This is a genomic window from Rhizobium sp. T1470, assembly GCF_042140505.1.
In the GTDB taxonomy this organism is placed as follows: Bacteria; Pseudomonadota; Alphaproteobacteria; order Rhizobiales; family Rhizobiaceae; genus Rhizobium; species Rhizobium favelukesii.
On the sequence record NZ_CP148092.1, the window covers coordinates 1,602,639 to 1,622,742 of the forward strand.

The following is a 20,104-nucleotide window of genomic DNA, read 5'->3' on the forward strand; positions in this document are numbered from 1 at the left end:
GCGCCCTTCATCCGCACCACCGGGTGTTTGCCACCCTGATCCCAATCATGACCCGATTCCTGCCTGATGTATTCCGCAACCCGACAATCCGGGTCAGCATGCTTGCGATCTTCGCCTTTGGCTTTGCGGGGGCGGCGACCTCGCCATATCAATCCGTCATTGGCATTCGCGAACTCGGTTTGAGCAACAGCCTGTACTCGGCGCTGATATTCGCAGCTGCAGCCGTCAACGTCACCATCAGCATCCTGCTTGGCAATCTTGCCGACCGACTTGGCGACTATCGTCCGCTGATGCTTTCGGTTGCCGTTTTTGGCATCTTCGGTTACGGCGCGGTCTATCTCTTTCCCGCGCAGGCAACGTTCATCTTCAGTGCGCTAGTGCTGCTGCCGATCTATAACGCACTGAATTCCTTGCTCTTCGCCAATGTGCGCGCGACCACCATCGGCATGCCGCGGGGTGATGTTGCCACGGTCAACTCAGGCGTGAGGGCGATGATCTCGCTTTCCTGGGTGCTCGTGCCCGGGTTTGTCGGTGTCCTCCTGGCGCGCTCGACCAGCATGCTGCCGGCCTATCTCTTGGCCACCCTCGCCTGCATGGTGTGTCTTGGCCTGATCGCGGCATTCCTGCCGCGCCAAAGCGGCACCGACAAGGCGGCAACGCGCCATCTTTCCTATCTCGCCGCGCTTGCAGAAGTCATCTCGCCGCGCGTCTTCATCCGCGTGATTGCAGTGTCGCTGATCAGCAGTACTCTTCACGTGAACGGCGCCATCCTGCCGCTGATCGTGACTGGATCCGCGCACGGCACGGTCGGCGATGTCGGGATCCTGGTCGGCATCGTCGCTTTCCTCGAAGTGGTCTTTATCGTCGTCTGGGGGCGTGTCCAACGGATCATGAACCACGTCGCGGCCCTGGCGATCGGCACGATCATCTACGTTGTGTACCTCGTGTTGCTCGGCTTTGCCTCCGCGCCGTGGCATGTCTATGCCTTGACCCTCATCAGTGGAATCGGCGCCGCGGCCCTCATCAGCATCCCAATCACCTATCTGCAGGATCTGATAGCCGAGCGGCCGGGTCTCGGCAGTGCGCTGATATCCGTCAACATTTTCCTGAGTGCGGGACTGAGCGCGCTTCTGTTTGCGATCGGCACCGGCGTCAGCGGCTATTCCGGAACGGCAATCATCGGTGCTGTGGCGGGCCTCTCGGGTCTTTTGCTGCTGCTCTTCTTCGATGGCGCCAAACGACGGCGCTGAGACGGTCAATGTTTTCACGGCGAGCCACGTAACCGAAAATGCCCGCCGCGAGACCGGCGGCGGGCATCTGCTCTCAGGCTCGGGAGAGAGTGTGAGCCTCAGATGTTGGCGAGCAGCTCGTTGATGCGCTGTTCCATGTCGGTAAGGGCCGCATCGATCTCCTTCTGGCCGGTGATCGCCGCGCTCATTTCCTGGCCAATAATGTCCTGGATCGCGAACTGGCGCTGGACGGTAGACGGAAGCGGCGTGCCGAGCGTGGCGATCGCCGAAATCGTGTCGCGATGCGGCAGGGCCTTGAACTGATCGGAATCCAACACCGCCTTGACAGCTGGCAAATGGCCGGTGCGCGACCAGTCGAAATCGTTGTCATGGAAAAACTTCAAGAACTTCCCGATGGCCGCGGTCTCATCCTCGGATCGGTCCTTTTGCGAGACGGCCCAGCTGTGGCCGTCGGCGTATTGCGCCTTCTTGCCCGGGAAGAGCTGCGGATAGGGATAGACTGCATAGCCGCCGGCGTTGAGCGCGGTACCGGACTTTTCGGACGATGCCGTGTAGTCACCGATGACCCAGGTGCCGTTCAGGTGAACACCGCCCTCGCCTGCGAGAAAGGCATTGATGCCGGCTGCATAGTCCAGATCCTTGGTGGTGTAGCCGTTGTCGTAGATCGCCTTGTACATCTCGAGGACATTCTTGGCCTCGGGCGTATTGATCTTGACCTGCTTCGGATCGGCAAAGAAGTTGGAATCCTGCTGGAACAGATACGTATAGAGATTGCGGGTATAGAGCGCGACTTCATTCGCCAGGTTCTGGACGAAGTAAGGCTTGCCGGTCTTTTCCTTGAACTGCTTGGCCTGCGCCAAGAGCTCATCGACGCTGGTCGGCAACTTCGGCGTGCCGTCGGGATTGACCAGATCGGCCTTTTTGAAGAGGTCCATGTTAATGTGGTACAGCATGGTCCAGCTGTCGATCGGCAGGCCGTAGATCTTGCCGTCCTTGGTGACGCCGTTCAAGCTGGCGTCGGTAAAGTCGGTGGAGGCGACACCAACAGACTTCAGCACGTCGTCGAGTGGCATCAGCAGGCCCTTGGACTGATAATCGGCAAGCACCGACTGGTGGACGGTGACAATGTCAGGCGGATCGCCGGCGGCGAACTGCGCCGTCAGCTGATCGTAGCCCGGCCATTCGACGGTCGTCACCGTCACATGCACATCCGGATTGTCCGCGTTGAACTTGTTGATGAGCGAGGTGATGATGCCGCATTCGCCGACCGCCTTGCTGACGTCGGTATTGGTGCCGAAATCTGCATCGCAGGCGCCGAAGAAGCGCTGCACGGTGAGTTCGGTGGCAGCATAAGCCGGGCTTGTGCCGGCAAGGGCAATCACCGAGGCCGCCGCCAGCATGTATTTTCTCAAGGTATGCGTCATTTCCATCTCCTCCTCATTGGGTCTTCGACCCTTGGCTAAGCCCCCTCCCCGGGAGCCGGTTGCGACGTCATCGCAAGGTCAGCGTCAGCGCACGGCGGCGCCAGACACTGCCGTCACGATGTATTTCTGGAAGAACAGGTAGAGAATGAGGACCGGGGCGCCGGCAAAGACCGCCTGCGACATCAGGAAGCCGAGACCTTCCGACTGTGCAAAGTTGGTCTGCGATGAAGCGATCCCGATCGTCAGCGTATACATTTCCTTCTTCGTGCCGGAGATCAGCGGCCAGAAGTAATCGTTCCAGGCGCCGAGGAAGGTGAAGATACCAAGCGTTGCCTGGGCGGGAACCGTCAGCGGCAGGAGCACTTTCCAGAAGATCTTGAAGCGGCTGGCATTGTCCAAGAGCGCCGCCTCGTCGAGTTCCTTGGGGATGGCGCGGAAGTACTGCGTCATTAAGAACACGCCGAAGGGCGCCGACAATCCTGGGAGGATCAGCCCGTGATAGGTGTTGTGGAACTTCAGCCAGCTGAAGATCTGGTGGCGAGCGATGAGGACCGCCTGCTCGGGGATCGCAAGGCCGAGCAACACGATGATGAAGAGCGTGTTGCGGAACGGAAAGTTCAGACGTGCGAAGCCGTAGCCGGCAAGCGACGACAAGATCAGTGTGAAAATCGTCAAGCCGCCGGCGACGATGACGCTGTTCAAGATCCAGCGGAATACCGACGAAGTCGCCAGGATATTGATATAGTTTTTGATCGTGTAAGGCGCACGGAAGACGGAATTCATGTCCGCCATCAGTTCCTTGTTGTCCTTGAGCGAGAGCGCAATCACCCACAGCACCGGCGCCATCATGATCAGCGCGCAGACGACTGCCAGGATGAGGATCACGCGATCGCCGGTCGAGCGACCGACCATGCTGCCACCGGAAACAGCACTCATCCTTCCTCTCCTTTGCGGCGCGAAATGAAGTACTGCGCCATCGCAGCAATCAGGATCAGTATGAAGAGAATTTCGGAGGCGGCGGCCCCGAGGCCGAGGTCCCACTTGGTAAAGGCGGCTTCATAGATGTACAGCACGATCGGCTTCGACACGTTGTTCGGGCCGCCGAGTGTCATCAGCTTCGCCTGGCCAAACAGTTGGAACTGCAGCACGACCTGAATGATGAGCACGAGCACGAAGGTGCGCCGGATCGATGGCAGCGTGATGTACCACAGCGTGCCCCAGCGGCTGGCATTGTCGAGGGCAGCGGCTTCATAGATTTCGGCCGGCACCTGCTGCAGTGCCGACAGGAACAGCATCATCGGCAGGCCGATGCACCACCAGACGGTCGCAACCGCGATGCCGATCATCGCAAGGTTCGGATTGGAGAGGAAGGCCGGGGCCGGCAGGCCGAACCAGCCATAGATGGTGGCAAGCAGGCCGAAATTGCCGATGAAGACGATGCGCCATATCAGCGTGACGATCGTCACTGACAAGACGGAAGACGAGAAATAGACGGCGCGCAGCGCCGCTGCCACCTTCGTCTTGCGGTTCAGGGCAAGCGCCAGAAGCAGGCCGATGATGGCGAGCGTCGGGACCGTCAAAAGCACGAAGTAGAAGGTATTTCCGACCGCCTGGATGAAGATCTTGTCCCTGAAGAGCCTGGCATAGTTATCAATCCCGACAAACCGGCCGATGCCGAAGGCATCCGCCTTGTGGAGGCTGAGCCAGATGCCCCAGAACAGTGGCACGACAAGCAGGGTCACGAAAAAGCAGAGGTAGGGCGCGACGAAGAGAGTGTTGCGCCAAAGCGGCGCATTGATATTCTGCACCGTCTGCCGGGCGGCGATGCCGGCAGCAGGCCGGGCGGAGGAAAGTGCCGCCTCAGCCATGACCAGCCTCCTCGTTGTGCCAGGCGTGACCGGCGTCGTCGAAGAGATGCGTACGCGTCCCGTCGAGCGTCAGTGCCACCTCGTCGCCGATCGCGACGCGGCTGTTGCCGATATCCTCGGCAACGATGACGCTGCCATCCTTGAGACGGGTATAGAGAAGCGTGCGGTCGCCAAGGCGTTCGAGTACATCCACCTTGCCAGTCGTCGTCGCAGCGATGCCGTTTGCAAGCTTGACGGCTTCGGCGCGGATGCCGAGGCTATATTCGCCCGCCTTCACCCCATTGGCACGGATCGCTGTCTGCAGTTCGCTACCATCAGCCAGCTTGGCGCGAACGAAGCCGTTCTCTTCCGACAGGCCAGCCGACAGGAAGTTCATCGTCGGGGATCCGACGAAGGTGGCGACGAAGCGGCTTGCCGGACGCGAATAGATCTCCATCGGCGTGCCGATCTGCTCGATCTTACGATTGTTCATGACGACAATGCGGTCGGCGAGCGTCATCGCCTCGATCTGATCATGCGTGACGAAAATCATCGTCGATCTGACGCGATTGCGAAGCTGCGCGAGCTCGACACGGGTACGAACGCGCAACGCCGCATCAAGGTTCGACAGCGGCTCGTCAAAGAGAAACGCCTTCGGTTCCTTGACGATGGCGCGGCCGATGGCAACGCGCTGGCGCTGACCGCCGGAAAGCTGGCCCGGCTTGCGCTCGAGCAAGTGGCTGATCTCCAGCATCCGGGCGGCTTCAGCAATGCGTGCCGAGATCACATCGCTAGACACGTTGATGTTGCGTAGTCCGAAGGCCATGTTGTCGGCCACCGTCATGTGCGGATAGAGCGCGTAGGACTGGAAAACCATGGCAATGTCGCGCTGCCCAGGCGGCAGCGTATCGATGCGCTCGCCATTGATCGAGATCGTGCCCTCGTCGACGCTTTCCAGCCCTGCGATCATGCGCAGTAGCGTCGACTTTCCGCAGCCGGATGGACCGAGGAAGACCATGAACTCATTCGCCTTGATCGACAGCGACAAGCCATCAAGGACGCTCATCGAGCCGTATCGCTTGCTCACATTCTGAATTTCGATATTGGCCGTCATCCGACTGCTCCTGTGCAGTCAGGACCCGAAAAGCCGATATGAAAACGTGGCTGGCATGTTTCTGCCGAGAATGCGCCCGCCTTGAGAAACGGACTGCCCTCAGTCAGTGATAGTGCCAAAACAGAAGCGTTCGCTTCCATCTCTTCCTCCCAGTGGCACGTCAAAACCGGTGCGCTGACGTTAAATCATACAATTGGATTGTCAACATATCTTTTGATATGTATCGGAAATACGGGTTTGAATTAGGCGCGAAGCCGGATCATCCGGTAGGAGAGCGGCGCGATCCTCGCGCTGAGCTTGCCATCCACGACACTCGTCCCCGTAACCGCCTTCGCCACCACATTATCAGGCGCGTCGGCGGTGTTGGTGATGTTAAGATCACTATGAGAGACGACCTGATCGTCGATGACCCGCAAGGCGCCGAATTCGAGCAGGCTCACGTCGAGATCGAGTGTTTCGATGCCATGGCGGTTGACGATGAAGAAGGTCACCGTCTTCTTGTCGGCATCATGCACGGCTGAGACGTCAAGGTAGGGAACGTCACCGAGGTCGTCGACCCTGTAGGTCGGGCTGTCGACCATCAGCTTCAGCGCTGTGCCGCGTCCGTAGACGGAGGCGAAATAATAGGGATAGAAAATGGTCTGGCGCCATGCCGGACCACCCGGAACCGTCATGATCGGCGCAATCACGTTGATGAGCTGCGCCAGGCAGGCGATCTTCACGACATCGGCACGATTGATGAAGGTATTGAGGATGCAGCCGACCTGCAGAACGTCCTCGAAATTGTAATCGTCTTCCAGCAATGCCGGCGCATGCGGCCAGCCGTTTGCACCGGCGAGTGTCGCCTTGTCGCGCTCCTTGGAGTGATACCAGACATTCCACTCATCGAAGGAGATGTAGACGTTCTTGGAGGAGCGCTTCTTCGCCTTGATGTAGTCGATCACACCTGCGACCGTCCCGATGTAATTGTCGAGTTCGATGCTGCGGGCGAGATAGTTGGCCGTGTTCTTGGCGCGGTTTTCGAAATACATGTGGAGCGAGATGTAATCGACCTCGTTGTAGGTATGATCGAGGACGGTCGCTTCCCATTCCGGATAGGTCGGCATATGAGCATTGGACGAGCCGCAGACGACGAGTTCGAGCGAGCTGTCGAAGGCACGCATGGCCTTGGCGGTTTCATGCGCCAGCCGGCCATATTCGTCGGCTGTCTTGTGGCCGATTTGCCAGGGTCCGTCCATCTCGTTGCCGAGGCACCATAGCTTGACATCCCAAGGCTCGGCGCGGCCGTTGGCGATGCGCTTGTCGCTCCATTCGCTGCCGCCGGAATGATTGACATATTCGAGGAAGTTGCGCGCCTCATCGAGGCCACGCGAGCCGAGGTTGACGGCAAGCATCATCTCGGTGTTGGCCGCGGTGCACCAATCGGCGAATTCATGGATGCCGACCTTGTTGCTTTCGCAGGTATGCCAGGCAAGATCGAGGCGCGTCGGGCGGCTCTCCTTCGGGCCGATGCCGTCTTCCCAATTGTAGGCAGAAACGAAGTTGCCGCCGGGATAACGTACGATCGGGACGTTCAGCTCCTTAACGAGCTCGATGACGTCCTTGCGCATGCCGTTTTCGTCGGCGGTCGGGTGGTCGGGTTCATAGATGCCGGTGTAGACGGCGCGACCGAGGTGCTCGATGAACGAACCATAGAGGCGCGGATCGATGTCAGAGATCGTGTATTTGCTGTGCGCTGTGACCGCGGCCTTCATGCTATCCTCCACTATATCGCTATTTGTGATTTGTATCACAATTTAAGATGAATAAAGCGGAAGCCTGATGCGCGGTCAAGCGTAAAATGCACAAAATCGAATAGGTTCACCGCGTCTTGAGACGCATCACGATGTCCTGATCGTAGTTGCCAAAGCCACGGCCAAAGATGTTGATGCCGCCCGGATGTTTGGCGTCGTCGTGGACGCCGATGCGCAGCCGGATCGAATGATGTTCCGATAGTCTGAGAGCGTTCAGCGTCGTGTTGGAGATGCGCAAACCGTCAACGAAAGCGCCCTCGTCATTGATGCGAAAGTTCTTCAGCTTGCCGTATTGTGAGCCCTTCAGCTTCCACCAGTCGGGGGTGAAGACCCCGCGTTTGTCGCCAAAATCGCCGGGAGATGTCCAAGTTCCAATCTCGGCACCATTGACCGAAAGCGTGATGTCGGAGGGCCAGTCGGCACTGGTGCCAGGAACTTCGGAGCTCAACTCCATGACGAATTCGATCTCACGAATGCTGGTATTCGTCAGTCGCGCATTGTTGGGAAACTGATACTCGACATAGCCCCGCGTGAACCAGATGAGCCCGGTCTTCATGCGGTCCGGATCAAGGAAGGTATTGGGAACATCGAGCAGCCCAATGATGCCATCGGCTGAACAGAGCCCGCAAGGCGCCGTCACCTCGAAGCTCGTATATAGCCCGAGCGGCATCGACACCTCGATCCCGTCCGGTTCGGTTTCCTTGATTTCATTCTTGAAGACGACGAGGATTTCATCGTAAACGCTACGGCAGACCTTCTGATTGCCCTTGCGGGCCTTTAGGGTTTCCGTGTGGATCAGCCCCGCCTCTTCCAGCATCTGCACGTTGGTCGAGACGCTGGACTGCGGCAGATCAAGGATATCAGCGATTTCGTTGACGTTAAGCGCCCCCTTCTCATGCAAAAGCTTCAGCACCGCCACCCGCGCCGGCGAGGCTAGGCCCTTGAGAATGGGCATACCTTCTTCGGGGTCGACGACAAGAAAATTGCGGCTCATGGGGTTCCGATCGGCAAAGATTAAGAATGCACAATCTCGTTCTATATCAGAGATATTGATTTAATCAATTGCGCGGCGAACCAACGGTCGTTGAGCGCTGGGACGCCCGGACGTCAAAAGTCCCGCGACGATGCCGCGGGACCTCTTGGGGCCGTGACCGGGAGAGAGATGGTCAGGCGGCCTGAACCTTTTTGCCGGTGCGTGCCCATGCCGGCAACCAGTCGCCGTGGGCGGCGAGCAGATCGTCCACCATGGACCAGATCTGGTCGAGGTCGAGTTCGGCTGCGGTGTGCGGGTCCATCATTGCGGCGTGGTAGATATGCTCGCGGTTCTCGGTCATCAGCGCCTGGACCGTCAGTTCCTGGACGTTGATGTTGGTGCGCATGAGCGCCGTCAGCTGCGGCGGCAGGTCGCCGATAAAGGTTGGCTGGATGCCCGACGCGTCGACCAGGCACGGCACTTCGGCGGCGCAGTTGTAGGGCAGCGAGGTGATGCAGCCATTGTTGCGGACGTTGCCATAGATCACCGAGGGCTCGCCGGTCCAGACCGAGTTGATGATCGAGGAGGCATATTCCTTCGACTGCTTGACCTCGATCTTGTCGGCCGAACGATAGGCTTCCGCCTGCCCCTTCCAGCGCTCGATCTGTTCGATGCAGCGCTTTGGATATTCATCGAGCGGAATGCCGAACTTCTCGATCAGATCCTCGCGCCCGTCCTTGATGAAGTACGGCGTGTACTCGGCAAAATGCTCCGAGCTCTCGGTGACGAAATAGCCAAGCCGCGTCAACATCTCGTAGCGCACCTTGTTCGGGCAGCGCGGGTTCCAGCCGGGTTTCGGCGCGCGGCCGTCGCGATAGGCGCGCACCAGATCTGGATAAAGATCCTTGTAGGAACCATCCGGCTGGCGATGTTCGAACTTCAAGTAGAAGGCCATGTGGTTGATGCCGGCGGAACGGTAACGGATGTCCTCGTAGGGAATGTCGAGGTCGTGCGCCAGTTCCATCGCAGTGCCCTGCACCGAGTGGCAAAGGCCGACCTGCTTGATATCAGGATACTTCTGCGCAATCGCCCATGTGTTGATCGCCATTGGATTGACATATTGCAGCATGATCGCCTCAGGGCAGACGGCAAGCATGTCCTCGCAGATCTTCCACAGATGCGGCACGGTGCGAAGGCCGCGCATGATGCCGCCGACGCCGAGCGTGTCGGCGATCGTCTGGCGCAGGCCGTAGTTCTTCGGGATCTCGAAATCGGTAACGGTGCAGGGTTCGTAGCCGCCGATCTGGAAGGCGACGACCACGAAGTCGGCACCGGCAAGCGCCTTGCGCTGGTCCGAATAGGTCTCGGCCTTCGCCTTTGCCCCAAGCGTCGAGATCAGCTTGTTGACGACGATGGCGCTTTCGTCAAGCCGCTGCGGATTGATGTCCATCAGTGCGATCGTCGCACCCGACAGCGCCTGGCGCTGCAGCACGTCGCCGATGATGTTCTTCATGAAGACAGTGGAGCCAGCGCCGATGAATGTGATCTTGGGATTTCTTGCCATTATAACCTCCGGCATGTGCAATCAGGCGACCTCGAAAGCGGCTTTGACGAGCCGTTCCGTGTAGGCGGTCTTGGGATTGGTGAGAACGTCGTTGACGGGTCCCTCTTCCATGATCTTGCCATTCTGCATGACAATCACCCGGTGGCAGAGGGCACGCACGACCTTGAGATCGTGCGAAATGAAGAGGTAGCTGAGACCCCGTTCGTCCTGCAGCCTGCGCAGCAGTTCGATGATCTGCGCCTGGACCGACAGATCGAGCGCCGAGGTCGGCTCGTCGAGCAGGATGAATTCCGGCTCGAGCGCGATGGCGCGGGCAATGGCGATTCGCTGACGCTGGCCGCCGGAAAATTCGTGCGGAAAGCGAGATAGGATATTGCCGGGCATGCCCGCCGCAATCAGCGCCTGGCGGACGCGATCGAGCCGTTCGGCCTTGGTTGCACCGAGCTTGTTGACGACAAGCCCTTCTTCGATGATCTGCCCGATCGTCATGCGCGGATTGAGCGAGGAGAACGGATCCTGAAAGACGACCTGCATGCGCGAGCGTAGCGGTCGCATTTGCGAACGCGACTTGCCATGAATCGGCAGCTTGTCGAAGAAGATTTCGCCACCATCCGGATCGTTCAGCCTGAGCAGTGCCTGGCCGAACGTGGTCTTGCCGGAACCGGATTCGCCGACCAGACCCAGCGTCTCATGGCGACGAAGCGTGAGGTTCAGGCTATCGACGGCAACGAGTTCCTTCAACTGTGGTTTGAAGAAGCTGCCGTGGCGCATCATGAAGGAGACGCGCACGTCCCTGGCCTCCAGGATGACATCCGATCCTTCCGGCAGTGGAATGGCCTGACCGCGAGGCTCGGAGCCGAGGAGGTGCTTGGTATAGGCATGCTGAGGATTGGCAAAGAGCTTTTCCGTGGTGTTGTGTTCGCGCATCTCGCCATGCTGCATCACGTAGACATAGTCGGAGAACTGCCGCACCACCGTCAGGTCGTGGGTGATCAGGATCACCGCCATGCGCAGCTCTTGCTGGAGGTTGCGGATGAGGTTGAGGATCTGTGCCTGCACAGTAACGTCGAGCGCCGTGGTCGGTTCGTCGGCGATCAGCACATCGGGGTCGTTGGCAAGTGCCATGGCGATCATCACGCGCTGACGCTGGCCGCCGGAAAGCTGATGCGGATACTGGTTGAGCCGTGCCTCCGGATCCGGGATCTGAACGTGCTTCAGCAGTTCCAAGGCGCGGGCTTGCGCCTGCTTCTTGCTCATCCTGCGATGAACACGGATTGCCTCGACGATCTGGCTCCCGATCGTGTAGATCGGGTTCAACGAGCTCATCGGTTCCTGAAAGATCATCGAGATACGGTCACCGCGTAGCTTGCGGCGTTGGCGCTCGGAAAACTGAAGGATATTGGCACCGTCATATTCGACGGTCGATTTCGGCGCGACCACCGCCCGCTTGGATAACAGCCCCATGACGGTGCGGGCCGTCACGGATTTACCCGAACCGGATTCACCGACGATCGCAATCGTTTCGCCACGATAAAGCTGAAAGGAGATATCCTTCACGGCCTCGACCGTGCCATGCTCGACCTTGAAATTCACGGCGATGTTGCGGGCGTCGATGATCGGGCTTTCAGTGCGGCCCTCGTGATCGAGGCGAACGGGCGGGGCGAAGGAGTTGACGAGTGCAAGGGCCATGTTCTTCACCTCAATAAGGATCGACGGCGTCGCGCAGACCATCGCCCAGCGCATTGAAGGCAAAGACGGTGATCAGCACGAAACCGACGGGCGCCAGGATCCAGGGATAGGTACCGATCACCGAGTAATTCGCGGTGTCCTGCAGCATCAGGCCCCAGGAGATCAGCGGCGGCTTCACGGCAAAACCAAGGAAGCCGAGGAAGGACTCGAGCAGCACGACGCTCGGGATATGCAGCGTGACAGCGACGATGACGTGGCTCATCACGTTCGGGAATATGTGCTGGAAGATGATGCGCCGGTCGGTGGCGCCAACCGCCATGGCGGCACGCACATAATCGATGCGGGCGAGCGCCAGTGTCTTGCCGCGCACTTCGCGCGACATCTGTGCCCAGCCGAGCGCCGACATGACGATGATCACGAAGCCGAGGAAGACATTGGTCGGCGCCGTCACCGGGATCAGTGAGGTCAGGGCGAGATAAAGAGGCAGCTGCGGGAAGGCGAGCACCACTTCGACGAAGCGCTGAACCCAGGTGTCGAAGGTGCCGCCGAAATAGCCTGATACCATGCCGACCGTCGTGCCGATCATCGTCACGATGAAGACGACGGTAAGCGCGATCGTCAGTGAAATGCGCGAACCGATGATGGCGCGTGAGAGGACGTCACGGCCGAACTTGTCGGTTCCGAGAAAGTGCACCGGCTGGCCGTCCACTGAACCGAAGAAGTGGCGGCTCGCCGGGATGAGACCAAAGAGCCTGTATTCCGCACCCTTCACGAAAAAGCCGAGGAGGCGCGGATTGTCGTAGTCAGGGCCGACGATTGGCTGGAAGGTGACGGGATCGAGCTCTTCGGATTCACCAAGCGCATAGACACGCGGCGGATAGGTGAGATTGCCGTCCCTGTCATGGAAGCTCATGACCTGCGGCGGCGCAAAGCCAACATCGGTGGCCTTCGGGTCCATGGGCGCAAAGAAATCGGCAAAGATCGCCATGATGAGCAACAAGCCAACGAGGACGAGGCCCATCACTCCCGTCCAGGAGCGTCTTAACCGCCGCCAGACGAGCGCCAGGTAGCTCTCATTGCCGTGCGGCGCATTGTTGACGGCTTCTTCATGCGGCGGCGGGGGAGCGGAATCGAAGGCGAGCATATCAGGCTCCTCCGTACTGGCGGACGCGTGGGTCCAGCATGGCAAGCAGCATGTCGGCGATGATGTTGCCGACGATCAGTGTGGCAGAGAGCACCATCATGAAGGTGGCCGTCACGTAGACGTCGCCGATCGCCATGGAGCCGACGATCGCCGGTCCGACGGTTGGAAGCGAGAAGATGATCGCGGTCTCGATTTCCCCGGTCAGCATGTAGGGAAGAACGACGCCCTGGTACATGACGAGTGGATGAAGCGCGTTCGGCACCGCATGACGCATGACGACCGCGGCGCCGGACAGACCTTTGGCGCGGGCCGTCTCAACATATTGCGCATTCAGCGTATCGAGCAGATTGCCGCGCATGACGCGCATGTTGTAGGCGAGCCCGCCGAAGGTGGCGATGGCGACGACTGGCCACACGTGGCTGACGAGATCGACGAATTTCGCCCAGGACCAGGGCGCTCCGCCATACTGCGGCGAGAAGAAGCTGCCGATCTCCGAGACGTTGAACTGGAACACGAGCAGGTAGACGATGATCAGCGCCATCAGGAAGCGCGGCACCGTCATGCCGAGGAAGGAGACGCCCGAGAGCAGGGTGTCGATCCAGGAATATTGTCGGGTTGCCGCCCAGATACCAAAACCGATGCCAAGCACGGATGCGAAGATGTGGCAAACCAGGGCAAGCGCCAGAGTGCGCGGCAGGCGTTCGCTGACCACATCGGCAACCGGTTTGTTATAGAACATGCTGTAGCCGAAATCGCCTTTGGTCACGATACCCTTGATCCAGTTGAAATACTGGACGACCATCGGCTGATCGAGGCCATGCTCGACGCGATAGGCTTGAGCCTGTTCCTCAGCCTGGGCAAAAGAGGCCCCACTCTGATTGATCAGCTGCGAACGGATGTAGTCGGCATAGTCACCGGGCGGCGCCTGGATGATCGCGAAGGTCACGACGCTCAAAATGATGAGGACGGGTATCGCAGAGGCTATGCGCACGAGCAGGAATCGTAACATCGGACGGTTCGCTCTCCTTGCCGCCAGTCGCGCCTGTCGGTGCGGCCGGCTTGTTGACGTTGCCCGGCCGCGCTTCACGCGCGACCGGAGTCCTCGGTTGGGAGGGAACTCTTAGTTGACCGGGCCCTTGTCACCGGGCTTGCCAGGCAGCTGCTCGGGGAACAGCTCGTACTTGCCCTGCTTGTCGGCAGCCACCCACAGACGTTCGCGGATGACGGAGTCTTCGGCCCAATTGAACATGAAGATCGGGGTCCCTTCCGGCACGTTCGAGAAGCGCTTGTTGATGATCAGCGCACCTGGATATTCCGTGAGCCCGACCGTATCGACATTCTCGGTCGCTACCTTCTGGTACTGCTTCATAAGATCGACACGCTCGTTGTTGTCCTGGCTCGTCTGGAACTTCGTGACGATGTCCACGAGCTTTTCTTCGTAGGGCATCAGGTCAACCTTGCCGTCGGTGCCAGCGCGATGCTGCCAGCTCGTACGTGGGCCCACGGGCGCAAGCTGCTCGGTATTTTGCACCACTGATGCAAGCTCCGGCGAGCTGCGCTGGATCAGCCAGTCGAAGCGGCCGCTGTAATGGGCATCGTCACGCTTTGTACCGTCCAAAGCATTGAGGATGACCTTCAAGCCAAGCTTTTCCATTTGTCCGACGACGCCTTCGGCAAGGCTCTTGTCGGTCGTATACTGGTTGTTGACGAGAAGGACGATCTCAACGTTCTTGCCGCCTTCGGTGCCGGCGGGGAAATTGACGAAGCCGTCACCATCCGTGTCCTTCAAGCCAACCTTGGCAAGCAGTTCCTTGGCACCCTTGAGGTCGAAAGGATAGTAGACGACGGACTTGCGATCGTAGAAGCTTGTGCCCGACGACAGGCCACCGGGATAAATCGCCGTGAACGGACCCTTGACGAGCGAGTCACCGATCGCCTTGCGGTCGAGACCCATGGTGATCGCCTTGCGGAAGTCTTCATTGCGGTTCAGTTCACGGATCGCCTGACCGCGGGCATCGGGATCGCCCCAGCCGTTGGCAGACAGGTTCATGCGCATATTGTAGCCGATCAGGCGCGGTCCGAAGGCCAGACGCGCCGGTGCCGTCTTTTCGGCAGCGCGCTTCAGCGACGCCACGAAGTTTTCGGGCTGCTCCAGGTTGGAAAAGTCGCCGGAACCGGCAACTGCCTGCACGTCACGGTCGGCCCAGGTCGACAGCTTGTAGTGCAGCTCGTTGAGGTAAGGCAGTTGGTTGCCCTTCTCGTCGACCTTCCAGTAATAGGGATTACGGCGCAGCACGATGATGTCATCCGGGCGGTACTCGACCGGCACCCATGCACCCATGACGGGTATGTTCATGAATTCCGGAGGGAAGGCATTCTTGAACTGGTCGTAGGTGTTTTTCGAGTACTTCGGATGCTGCGGCTTCAGGATATGCGCCGGACCGGGGCAGAAGCTCGGGTAGGACATCGTATAGAGATATTGCTTCGGGAAGGCGTCCTTGAAGGTCCATTCGACGGTGTAATCGTCGATCTTCTTCAGCGTCGTTCCGACACCGAAGGCTTCCGGCGATGCGCCGCCGCCGAGCGGCGAGACATTCGGGTCGATGACCTCATCGTCCCAATAGAACATAATGTCGTCAGCGTTGAAGGGCACGCCATCCGACCATTTCGCGCCTTCGATCAGGTGCATGGTCAGCTTGTGGCCGTCCTCGGACCAATCCCAGCTCTTGGCGAGGTTCGGAAGCGGCTCGGTGTCCTTTGCCTGAACCTGGAAGAGTGGTGCGGTGCGCGTCAGGCATTCGGAAAGGCCGATATCGATGCCGCCCCAGCCCTGTGTCTGGCCAGCACCATAGTTCCAGCCTTCTGGCCGGCCGCCGATGACGTGCCGAAGAGTGTCGCCGTAGACGCCGGGGCCATCCACCATGTTTCCCGTCTTGAAGACAAGAGGTTCCTTGGGCAGGCGATCCTTGACGGGCGGCAGCTTGCCGGTACCGACAAATTTCTTCGTCACCCAGTCTGGCTCGTGATATTCAGGCAGCGCCTTGAACTCTTCGATCGAATCTCTCGCGACGTATTTGATCTTGCCTTCCGCCGGGAACTGCGGCGGAACAGGCGGTGCTGTCGGCTCGGAAGCATAGGCGCTCAAAGCCGAGACCGAGACGCTCAGCGCCAGTCCGGCAAGGATGCCAAGGTTGCGGTAATTTCTCATCGTCTCTCCCTTTTTGTTTCGAGGCGCTTGCGGCTGCCCCGGTTCTCCTCAAACGACCCGGCGACGGGCTTGCGGCGATGGGGTCCCTCCCGGAGCCCCATCGCCACCCGTTCTCCGGGGAACTCAGACGGCCTGCTTGAGCGCCGCCTTTTCGGCACGCAACTCGTCAATCGAGCGCACGTTGCGGCGAGCCGCCCCGGCCCACTCGCGGGTCTTGACGGTCGATTTCGCCAGCCGCTCCTTGGCGGCGGGAACCGCATCAGCATATTGCGGCAACCAGCGCGCCTGGGCGATGACCATTTCGTCGACCATCTGCCAGACCTCTTCTGGGGTTGCGACAGCCCCGACCAGCGGGTCATGCAGCACGGCAAGCTTCAGGAGGTCGATATCACCGCTGATGGCTGCATGTACCGACATGCGCTGCACGTTGATCGACGCAATGCAGGTGGCAGCGCAGGCTTCCGGAATGGTGATGCCGGAGACCATGTTGATGCCGAAGCGATCGACGAAGCCGGGCGATTCTATGATCGCATCCGACGGCAGGTTGGTGATCACCCCATTGTTCTTGAGGTTGAAGTGGCCGCGGTAGACACGCCCCGTTTCCAGGGCCTCGAGGATATGGCTCGCATGCTCGTTCGAACGCTTGGCCGGATCGATCGGCTTGGATGCCGATTCCAGGAATTGCGGGAACTCGGTCTCGAACCAGTTGCGGGTTTCGGTGGAGTGGCGCAGATAGCCGCCGGTTTCGCCGTGGATCCAGTCGGACATGTCGATCCACTTGGTAATCTCATCCGGCCGCTTGCGATACCAGGGCAGGTATTCCGACAGGTGGCCGTTGCTTTCTGTCGAGTAGACCCCGAAGCGCTTCAGCACGTCGATGCGCAGCTTTTCCTGCTGCGAGAAGACCGGATGCGCCTCGAAGGCTGCGACGAGCTCGTCCTTGCCGATCTTGCGGCCGTTCAAGCGCAGATCGACGAACCAGGTCTGGTGGTTGATGCCCGAGCAGACATAGTCGAGTTCGGAAGGCGACTTTGCGCCAAGCACTTCGGCGATCTGTTCGGCCCCATGCTGAACGCCGTGGCAAAGACCGACCGTGTCGACCTTGCCATACTCAATCGCGGCCCAGGTGTTCATCGCCATCGGGTTGGCATAATTCAGGAACTTGGCACCCGGCTCGGCAACCTCGCGGATGTCCTTGCAGAAGTCGAGGATGACGGGAATGTTGCGCTGTCCGTAGAGAATGCCGCCGGCGCAGATCGTGTCGCCGACGCACTGGTCGATACCATACTTGAGCGGAATGCGGATGTCGTCCGCGTAGGCTTCCAGACCACCAACGCGCACGCAGCTGATGATGTAGCGCGCACCCGTCAACGCTTCGCGACGGTTGGTTGTCGCCGTCACCTTGGTCGGCAGCTTGTTGGAGGAGACGATGGTGTCGAGGATCTGCTTGATCATCTGAAGATTGTGATCGCTCATGTCCGTAAGAGCGAATTCCACATCCCTGAACTCCGGAACGCAGAGGATGTCGGTGAACAGTTTTTTCGTGAAGCCGACGCTGCCCGCGCCGATGATAGCGATTTTGAAACTCATGATCCTTGCCTCAATGCGATCAAATTGCCGGCGCTGAACGATGAGAAGAAGAATAGCACGCGGGCTTGCGCACGACGTCAAAAAAGGCCAAAAACTCTGCCTATTCCCCTCCCCGCCGCTCCTCGGTGCTGGCGGTGTTCTCTCTCTTGAGGCAGGATTATGCGCAAATTCGGCGACGCCGCCAGAGAAGGATTATGCTTTGATGGGTAATATTGTGCTGCAGAATTTGATTGACAACGGCCCGGTCATGCGGACGGTCTCGCTGCCGCGCGGCCGCCAGAGCCTGCACACTATGCCGACCAGCACTGGCTACGAGATCCGCGAGAATGCGACATATGACTGGGATGGCCGCAAGCGCGGGCAAACGCCCTTTACCGTCCTGCAGCATACGATCAGCGGTGCAGGGAATTTGCGATATGAGAATCGCCAGCTTCGGGTGAAGGAGGGCGAGACGCTGCTGGTTCTGGTACCGCACAATCACCGCTACTGGCTCGAGGATGGCGAGCGCTGGGAATTCTTTTGGATCTCGATGAATGGCGAGGAAGCACTGCGCATCCACCGGTCGATCCTTTCGGTGACTGGTCCGGTCCTGAAGCTGCAGCCAAGGACGATCGCGCATCTGGCCGATTGCAGCCTGCGACTGATCAACGGCGCCGAGTCGCCGGGACTTGCCTCGGCAATCGCCTACGAAGCGGCCATGGCGCTTTATGACGATGTCTTTGGGTCTCATCCGGTCTTCAGCGAGGAGTACCGGACGATGCAGCATGTGATCGATTACATCATGAGCAATCTTGAACACCCGCTGCCGGTGGAGGATCTGGCGAAGATCGCCGGTCTCAGCCGAGCGCATTTTTCGCGGATGTTTGCCGCCAATGAAGGGCTGCCGCCGGCAGAGTTCGTGTTGGAAAAGCGGCTCAAACGCGCCGTGAAGCTTCTGACCAAGACGGACAACATGCCCGTCAAGGAGGTGGCTATCCGCTCCGGCTTTGCGGACGCCAACTATTTCTCGAAGGTGTTCCGGCGCGTCTACGGCACGAATCCGACCGAATTCCGCACCACAGGCATGTATGCGAGCGTCGGCAGGCAACGCTGACGCTCGCGTCCAAGGCCGGCCATACCCTACCGCGTGGTGTTGTAGGTGAGGCTTGGGTACCAGGTCGGCGGTCGCCCTTCAGGCGTCGTGTCGAGCACGGTCCAGAGCGGCATGAAGTCCGGCGCGCCGCGTGGATCCTGGCCGGGATCGGCGGTTGCGGGCCCCATTTCCGGGTTCCAGAAGTGATGGATACGACCATCCCGGATCGTGAAGACGTTGTAGGCGGCATCATCACTGCCATCAGCGCCGATGGCATGGTAGTCGCGGCTAAACTCGTCGGTCGTATCGCAGTAGAGCGGCAAATGATGCCAGCCGCGCTCCTTCTTGAAAGCCAATAGCCGCTCGATCGGCGAGCGCGCAACGACGGCGAAGGCGACCTGCTGGCGAATATCAGGGATCTCACCGTCAAGTGCCGACAGCATTGAGGTGCACATCGGGCATGGTCGCTCACGCTGTGGCCCGTACATGTAATTGTAGATCACCAGTGTCGGCTTGTCCGCAAACAGGTCTTTCAACGTCATCTGGCCGTCCGGCCCCTGAAAGCGGTAGTCCTTCGTCACCGGGCCACCAAGCGGCAATGCCCGGCGTTGCTTGGCAACGCGCTCGATATGCCGGCGCAATTCGATTTCCTCGGCGAGCAGATCATCGCGTGCCTGTCGGTACTCGGGACTTTCGTTCGGAAAACTGAGGCCGTTTCTTCTGGCCAGTTCCCTTGCAGAAACAAGGTTATTTGCGTCCATCGCAGGATCCTCCTCTGAAGCGTTGTTGATCGGACTTGCGGCGGCATGCGTGAAGATGTCCGCCACTCAGACGAGGAACGTTTGACGACCGGGAAATTCGACACGATGGCCAAAAAAATACGACTGCGGCACCTTGCGGGCGCATATTTTCTGGCATCGCTATCGCCCGTTGCAGCCACTTGGATAATCGTTCACCTCAGACTTCTACCCCTCTTTCCTGACCCGATTTCAGACCTATGTCCCCTTCATCCTTCATCTCCTGGAAGGACGAGGGAGGCTTTAAGGCATCGTGGCAACCGGTGTTGCGAGCCTCCCTCCATGGAGGAAGCAATGAGATCCTTCATATCCCTGATCGAGGCAGCCGTCGTCGCGGCCGGATCACCCGTCGCTTCTGACGATGGCAAGGGCTTTGAGCGCGCGCAGGCTGTGTGTTCGTTTCTCGAGAATACTGGCTTGAACGGCAATTGCTCCGTCGATGCCGGCCAGACGATCATCGAGGTTTCTCTGGCCGGACAGTATGACAGTCCGGCCGACTGTCCAAAGGTCGTCGATATGTTGCGGGCACATGGTTTCCAACTGGGGCCGAACTGGGCGCTTCGCATCAAGGCGAGCATCAAGGACGAGCCGGAGGTCATGGAATGCGGTCTGGCGCCTGTCCAGCAATAGCCGATATTT

16 protein-coding genes are annotated in these 20,104 nt (G+C 59.4%); 3 read left to right on the top strand and 13 right to left on the bottom strand.

The window, feature by feature from the left end; genetic code table 11:
• Positions 1–47: 47 nt before the first annotated feature.
• The gene (locus WGT02_RS28975; RefSeq protein WP_208246543.1) at positions 48–1,250 is read left to right on the top strand and encodes an MFS transporter; all 1,203 of its coding nucleotides are present in this window, start codon (positions 48–50) and stop codon (positions 1,248–1,250) included.
• A gap of 98 nt (positions 1,251–1,348) precedes the next feature.
• Here WGT02_RS28975 and WGT02_RS28980 read toward each other — a convergent pair whose 3' ends face one another.
• The 12 genes from WGT02_RS28980 to WGT02_RS29035 form a co-directional block, all read right to left on the bottom strand.
• Positions 1,349–2,674 (bottom strand): ABC transporter substrate-binding protein, encoded by a 1,326-nt coding sequence (locus tag WGT02_RS28980; RefSeq protein ID WP_208246545.1) that lies wholly within the window; start codon positions 2,672–2,674, stop codon positions 1,349–1,351.
• Between the two features lie 84 nt (positions 2,675–2,758).
• Positions 2,759–3,610, bottom strand: a complete 852-nt coding sequence (locus WGT02_RS28985) for a carbohydrate ABC transporter permease (RefSeq protein WP_208246546.1) — start codon at positions 3,608–3,610, stop codon at positions 2,759–2,761.
• On the bottom strand, positions 3,607–4,542 hold the full coding sequence (locus tag WGT02_RS28990; protein ID WP_208246548.1) for a carbohydrate ABC transporter permease: 936 nt from the start codon (positions 4,540–4,542) through the stop codon (positions 3,607–3,609). Before WGT02_RS28990 ends, WGT02_RS28985 begins: the two co-directional genes overlap by 4 nt.
• The gene (locus tag WGT02_RS28995) at positions 4,535–5,635 is read right to left on the bottom strand and encodes an ABC transporter ATP-binding protein (RefSeq protein ID WP_208246550.1); all 1,101 of its coding nucleotides are present in this window, start codon (positions 5,633–5,635) and stop codon (positions 4,535–4,537) included. The genes WGT02_RS28990 and WGT02_RS28995 overlap by 8 nt, the downstream gene beginning before the upstream one ends.
• 242 nt (positions 5,636–5,877) lie before the next feature.
• Positions 5,878–7,389 carry an alpha-N-arabinofuranosidase gene (locus tag WGT02_RS29000; RefSeq protein ID WP_208246552.1) on the bottom strand — a complete coding sequence of 504 codons (1,512 nt, stop codon included), beginning with the start codon at positions 7,387–7,389 and terminating at the stop codon, positions 5,878–5,880.
• 106 nt (positions 7,390–7,495) lie between these two features.
• Positions 7,496–8,422, bottom strand: a complete 927-nt coding sequence (locus WGT02_RS29005) for a transcriptional regulator (protein WP_024314612.1) — start codon at positions 8,420–8,422, stop codon at positions 7,496–7,498.
• A 172-nt stretch (positions 8,423–8,594) separates the two neighbouring features.
• Complete coding sequence (locus WGT02_RS29010) at positions 8,595–9,965, bottom strand: alpha-glucosidase/alpha-galactosidase (RefSeq protein WP_208246554.1); 1,371 nt, start codon at positions 9,963–9,965, stop codon at positions 8,595–8,597.
• Between the two features lie 21 nt (positions 9,966–9,986).
• Positions 9,987–11,654, bottom strand: a complete 1,668-nt coding sequence (locus WGT02_RS29015; RefSeq protein WP_208246556.1) for an ABC transporter ATP-binding protein — start codon at positions 11,652–11,654, stop codon at positions 9,987–9,989.
• Between the two features lie 10 nt (positions 11,655–11,664).
• Positions 11,665–12,798 (bottom strand): ABC transporter permease, encoded by a 1,134-nt coding sequence (locus WGT02_RS29020; RefSeq protein ID WP_208246558.1) that lies wholly within the window; start codon positions 12,796–12,798, stop codon positions 11,665–11,667.
• 1 nt (position 12,799) lies between these two features.
• Complete coding sequence (locus WGT02_RS29025) at positions 12,800–13,807, bottom strand: ABC transporter permease (RefSeq protein ID WP_208246560.1); 1,008 nt, start codon at positions 13,805–13,807, stop codon at positions 12,800–12,802.
• 111 nt (positions 13,808–13,918) lie between these two features.
• Positions 13,919–16,006 (bottom strand): ABC transporter substrate-binding protein, encoded by a 2,088-nt coding sequence (locus tag WGT02_RS29030; protein WP_208246562.1) that lies wholly within the window; start codon positions 16,004–16,006, stop codon positions 13,919–13,921.
• Positions 16,007–16,129: 123 nt separating this feature from the next.
• Positions 16,130–17,596 carry an alpha-glucosidase/alpha-galactosidase gene (locus WGT02_RS29035; RefSeq protein ID WP_208246564.1) on the bottom strand — a complete coding sequence of 489 codons (1,467 nt, stop codon included), beginning with the start codon at positions 17,594–17,596 and terminating at the stop codon, positions 16,130–16,132.
• A gap of 202 nt (positions 17,597–17,798) precedes the next feature.
• Here WGT02_RS29035 and WGT02_RS29040 point away from each other — a divergent pair, with 202 nt between their 5' ends.
• On the top strand, positions 17,799–18,689 hold the full coding sequence (locus WGT02_RS29040) for an AraC family transcriptional regulator (protein ID WP_208246566.1): 891 nt from the start codon (positions 17,799–17,801) through the stop codon (positions 18,687–18,689).
• Between the two features lie 26 nt (positions 18,690–18,715).
• Here WGT02_RS29040 and WGT02_RS29045 read toward each other — a convergent pair whose 3' ends face one another.
• Positions 18,716–19,429: a DUF899 family protein gene (locus WGT02_RS29045; RefSeq protein WP_208246568.1), complete on the bottom strand. Its 714-nt coding sequence runs from the start codon at positions 19,427–19,429 to the stop codon at positions 18,716–18,718.
• A gap of 330 nt (positions 19,430–19,759) precedes the next feature.
• Between WGT02_RS29045 and WGT02_RS29050 the strand changes: the two genes are divergently transcribed.
• Complete coding sequence (locus tag WGT02_RS29050) at positions 19,760–20,095, top strand: hypothetical protein (RefSeq protein ID WP_024314603.1); 336 nt, start codon at positions 19,760–19,762, stop codon at positions 20,093–20,095.
• Positions 20,096–20,104: the final 9 nt, after the last annotated feature.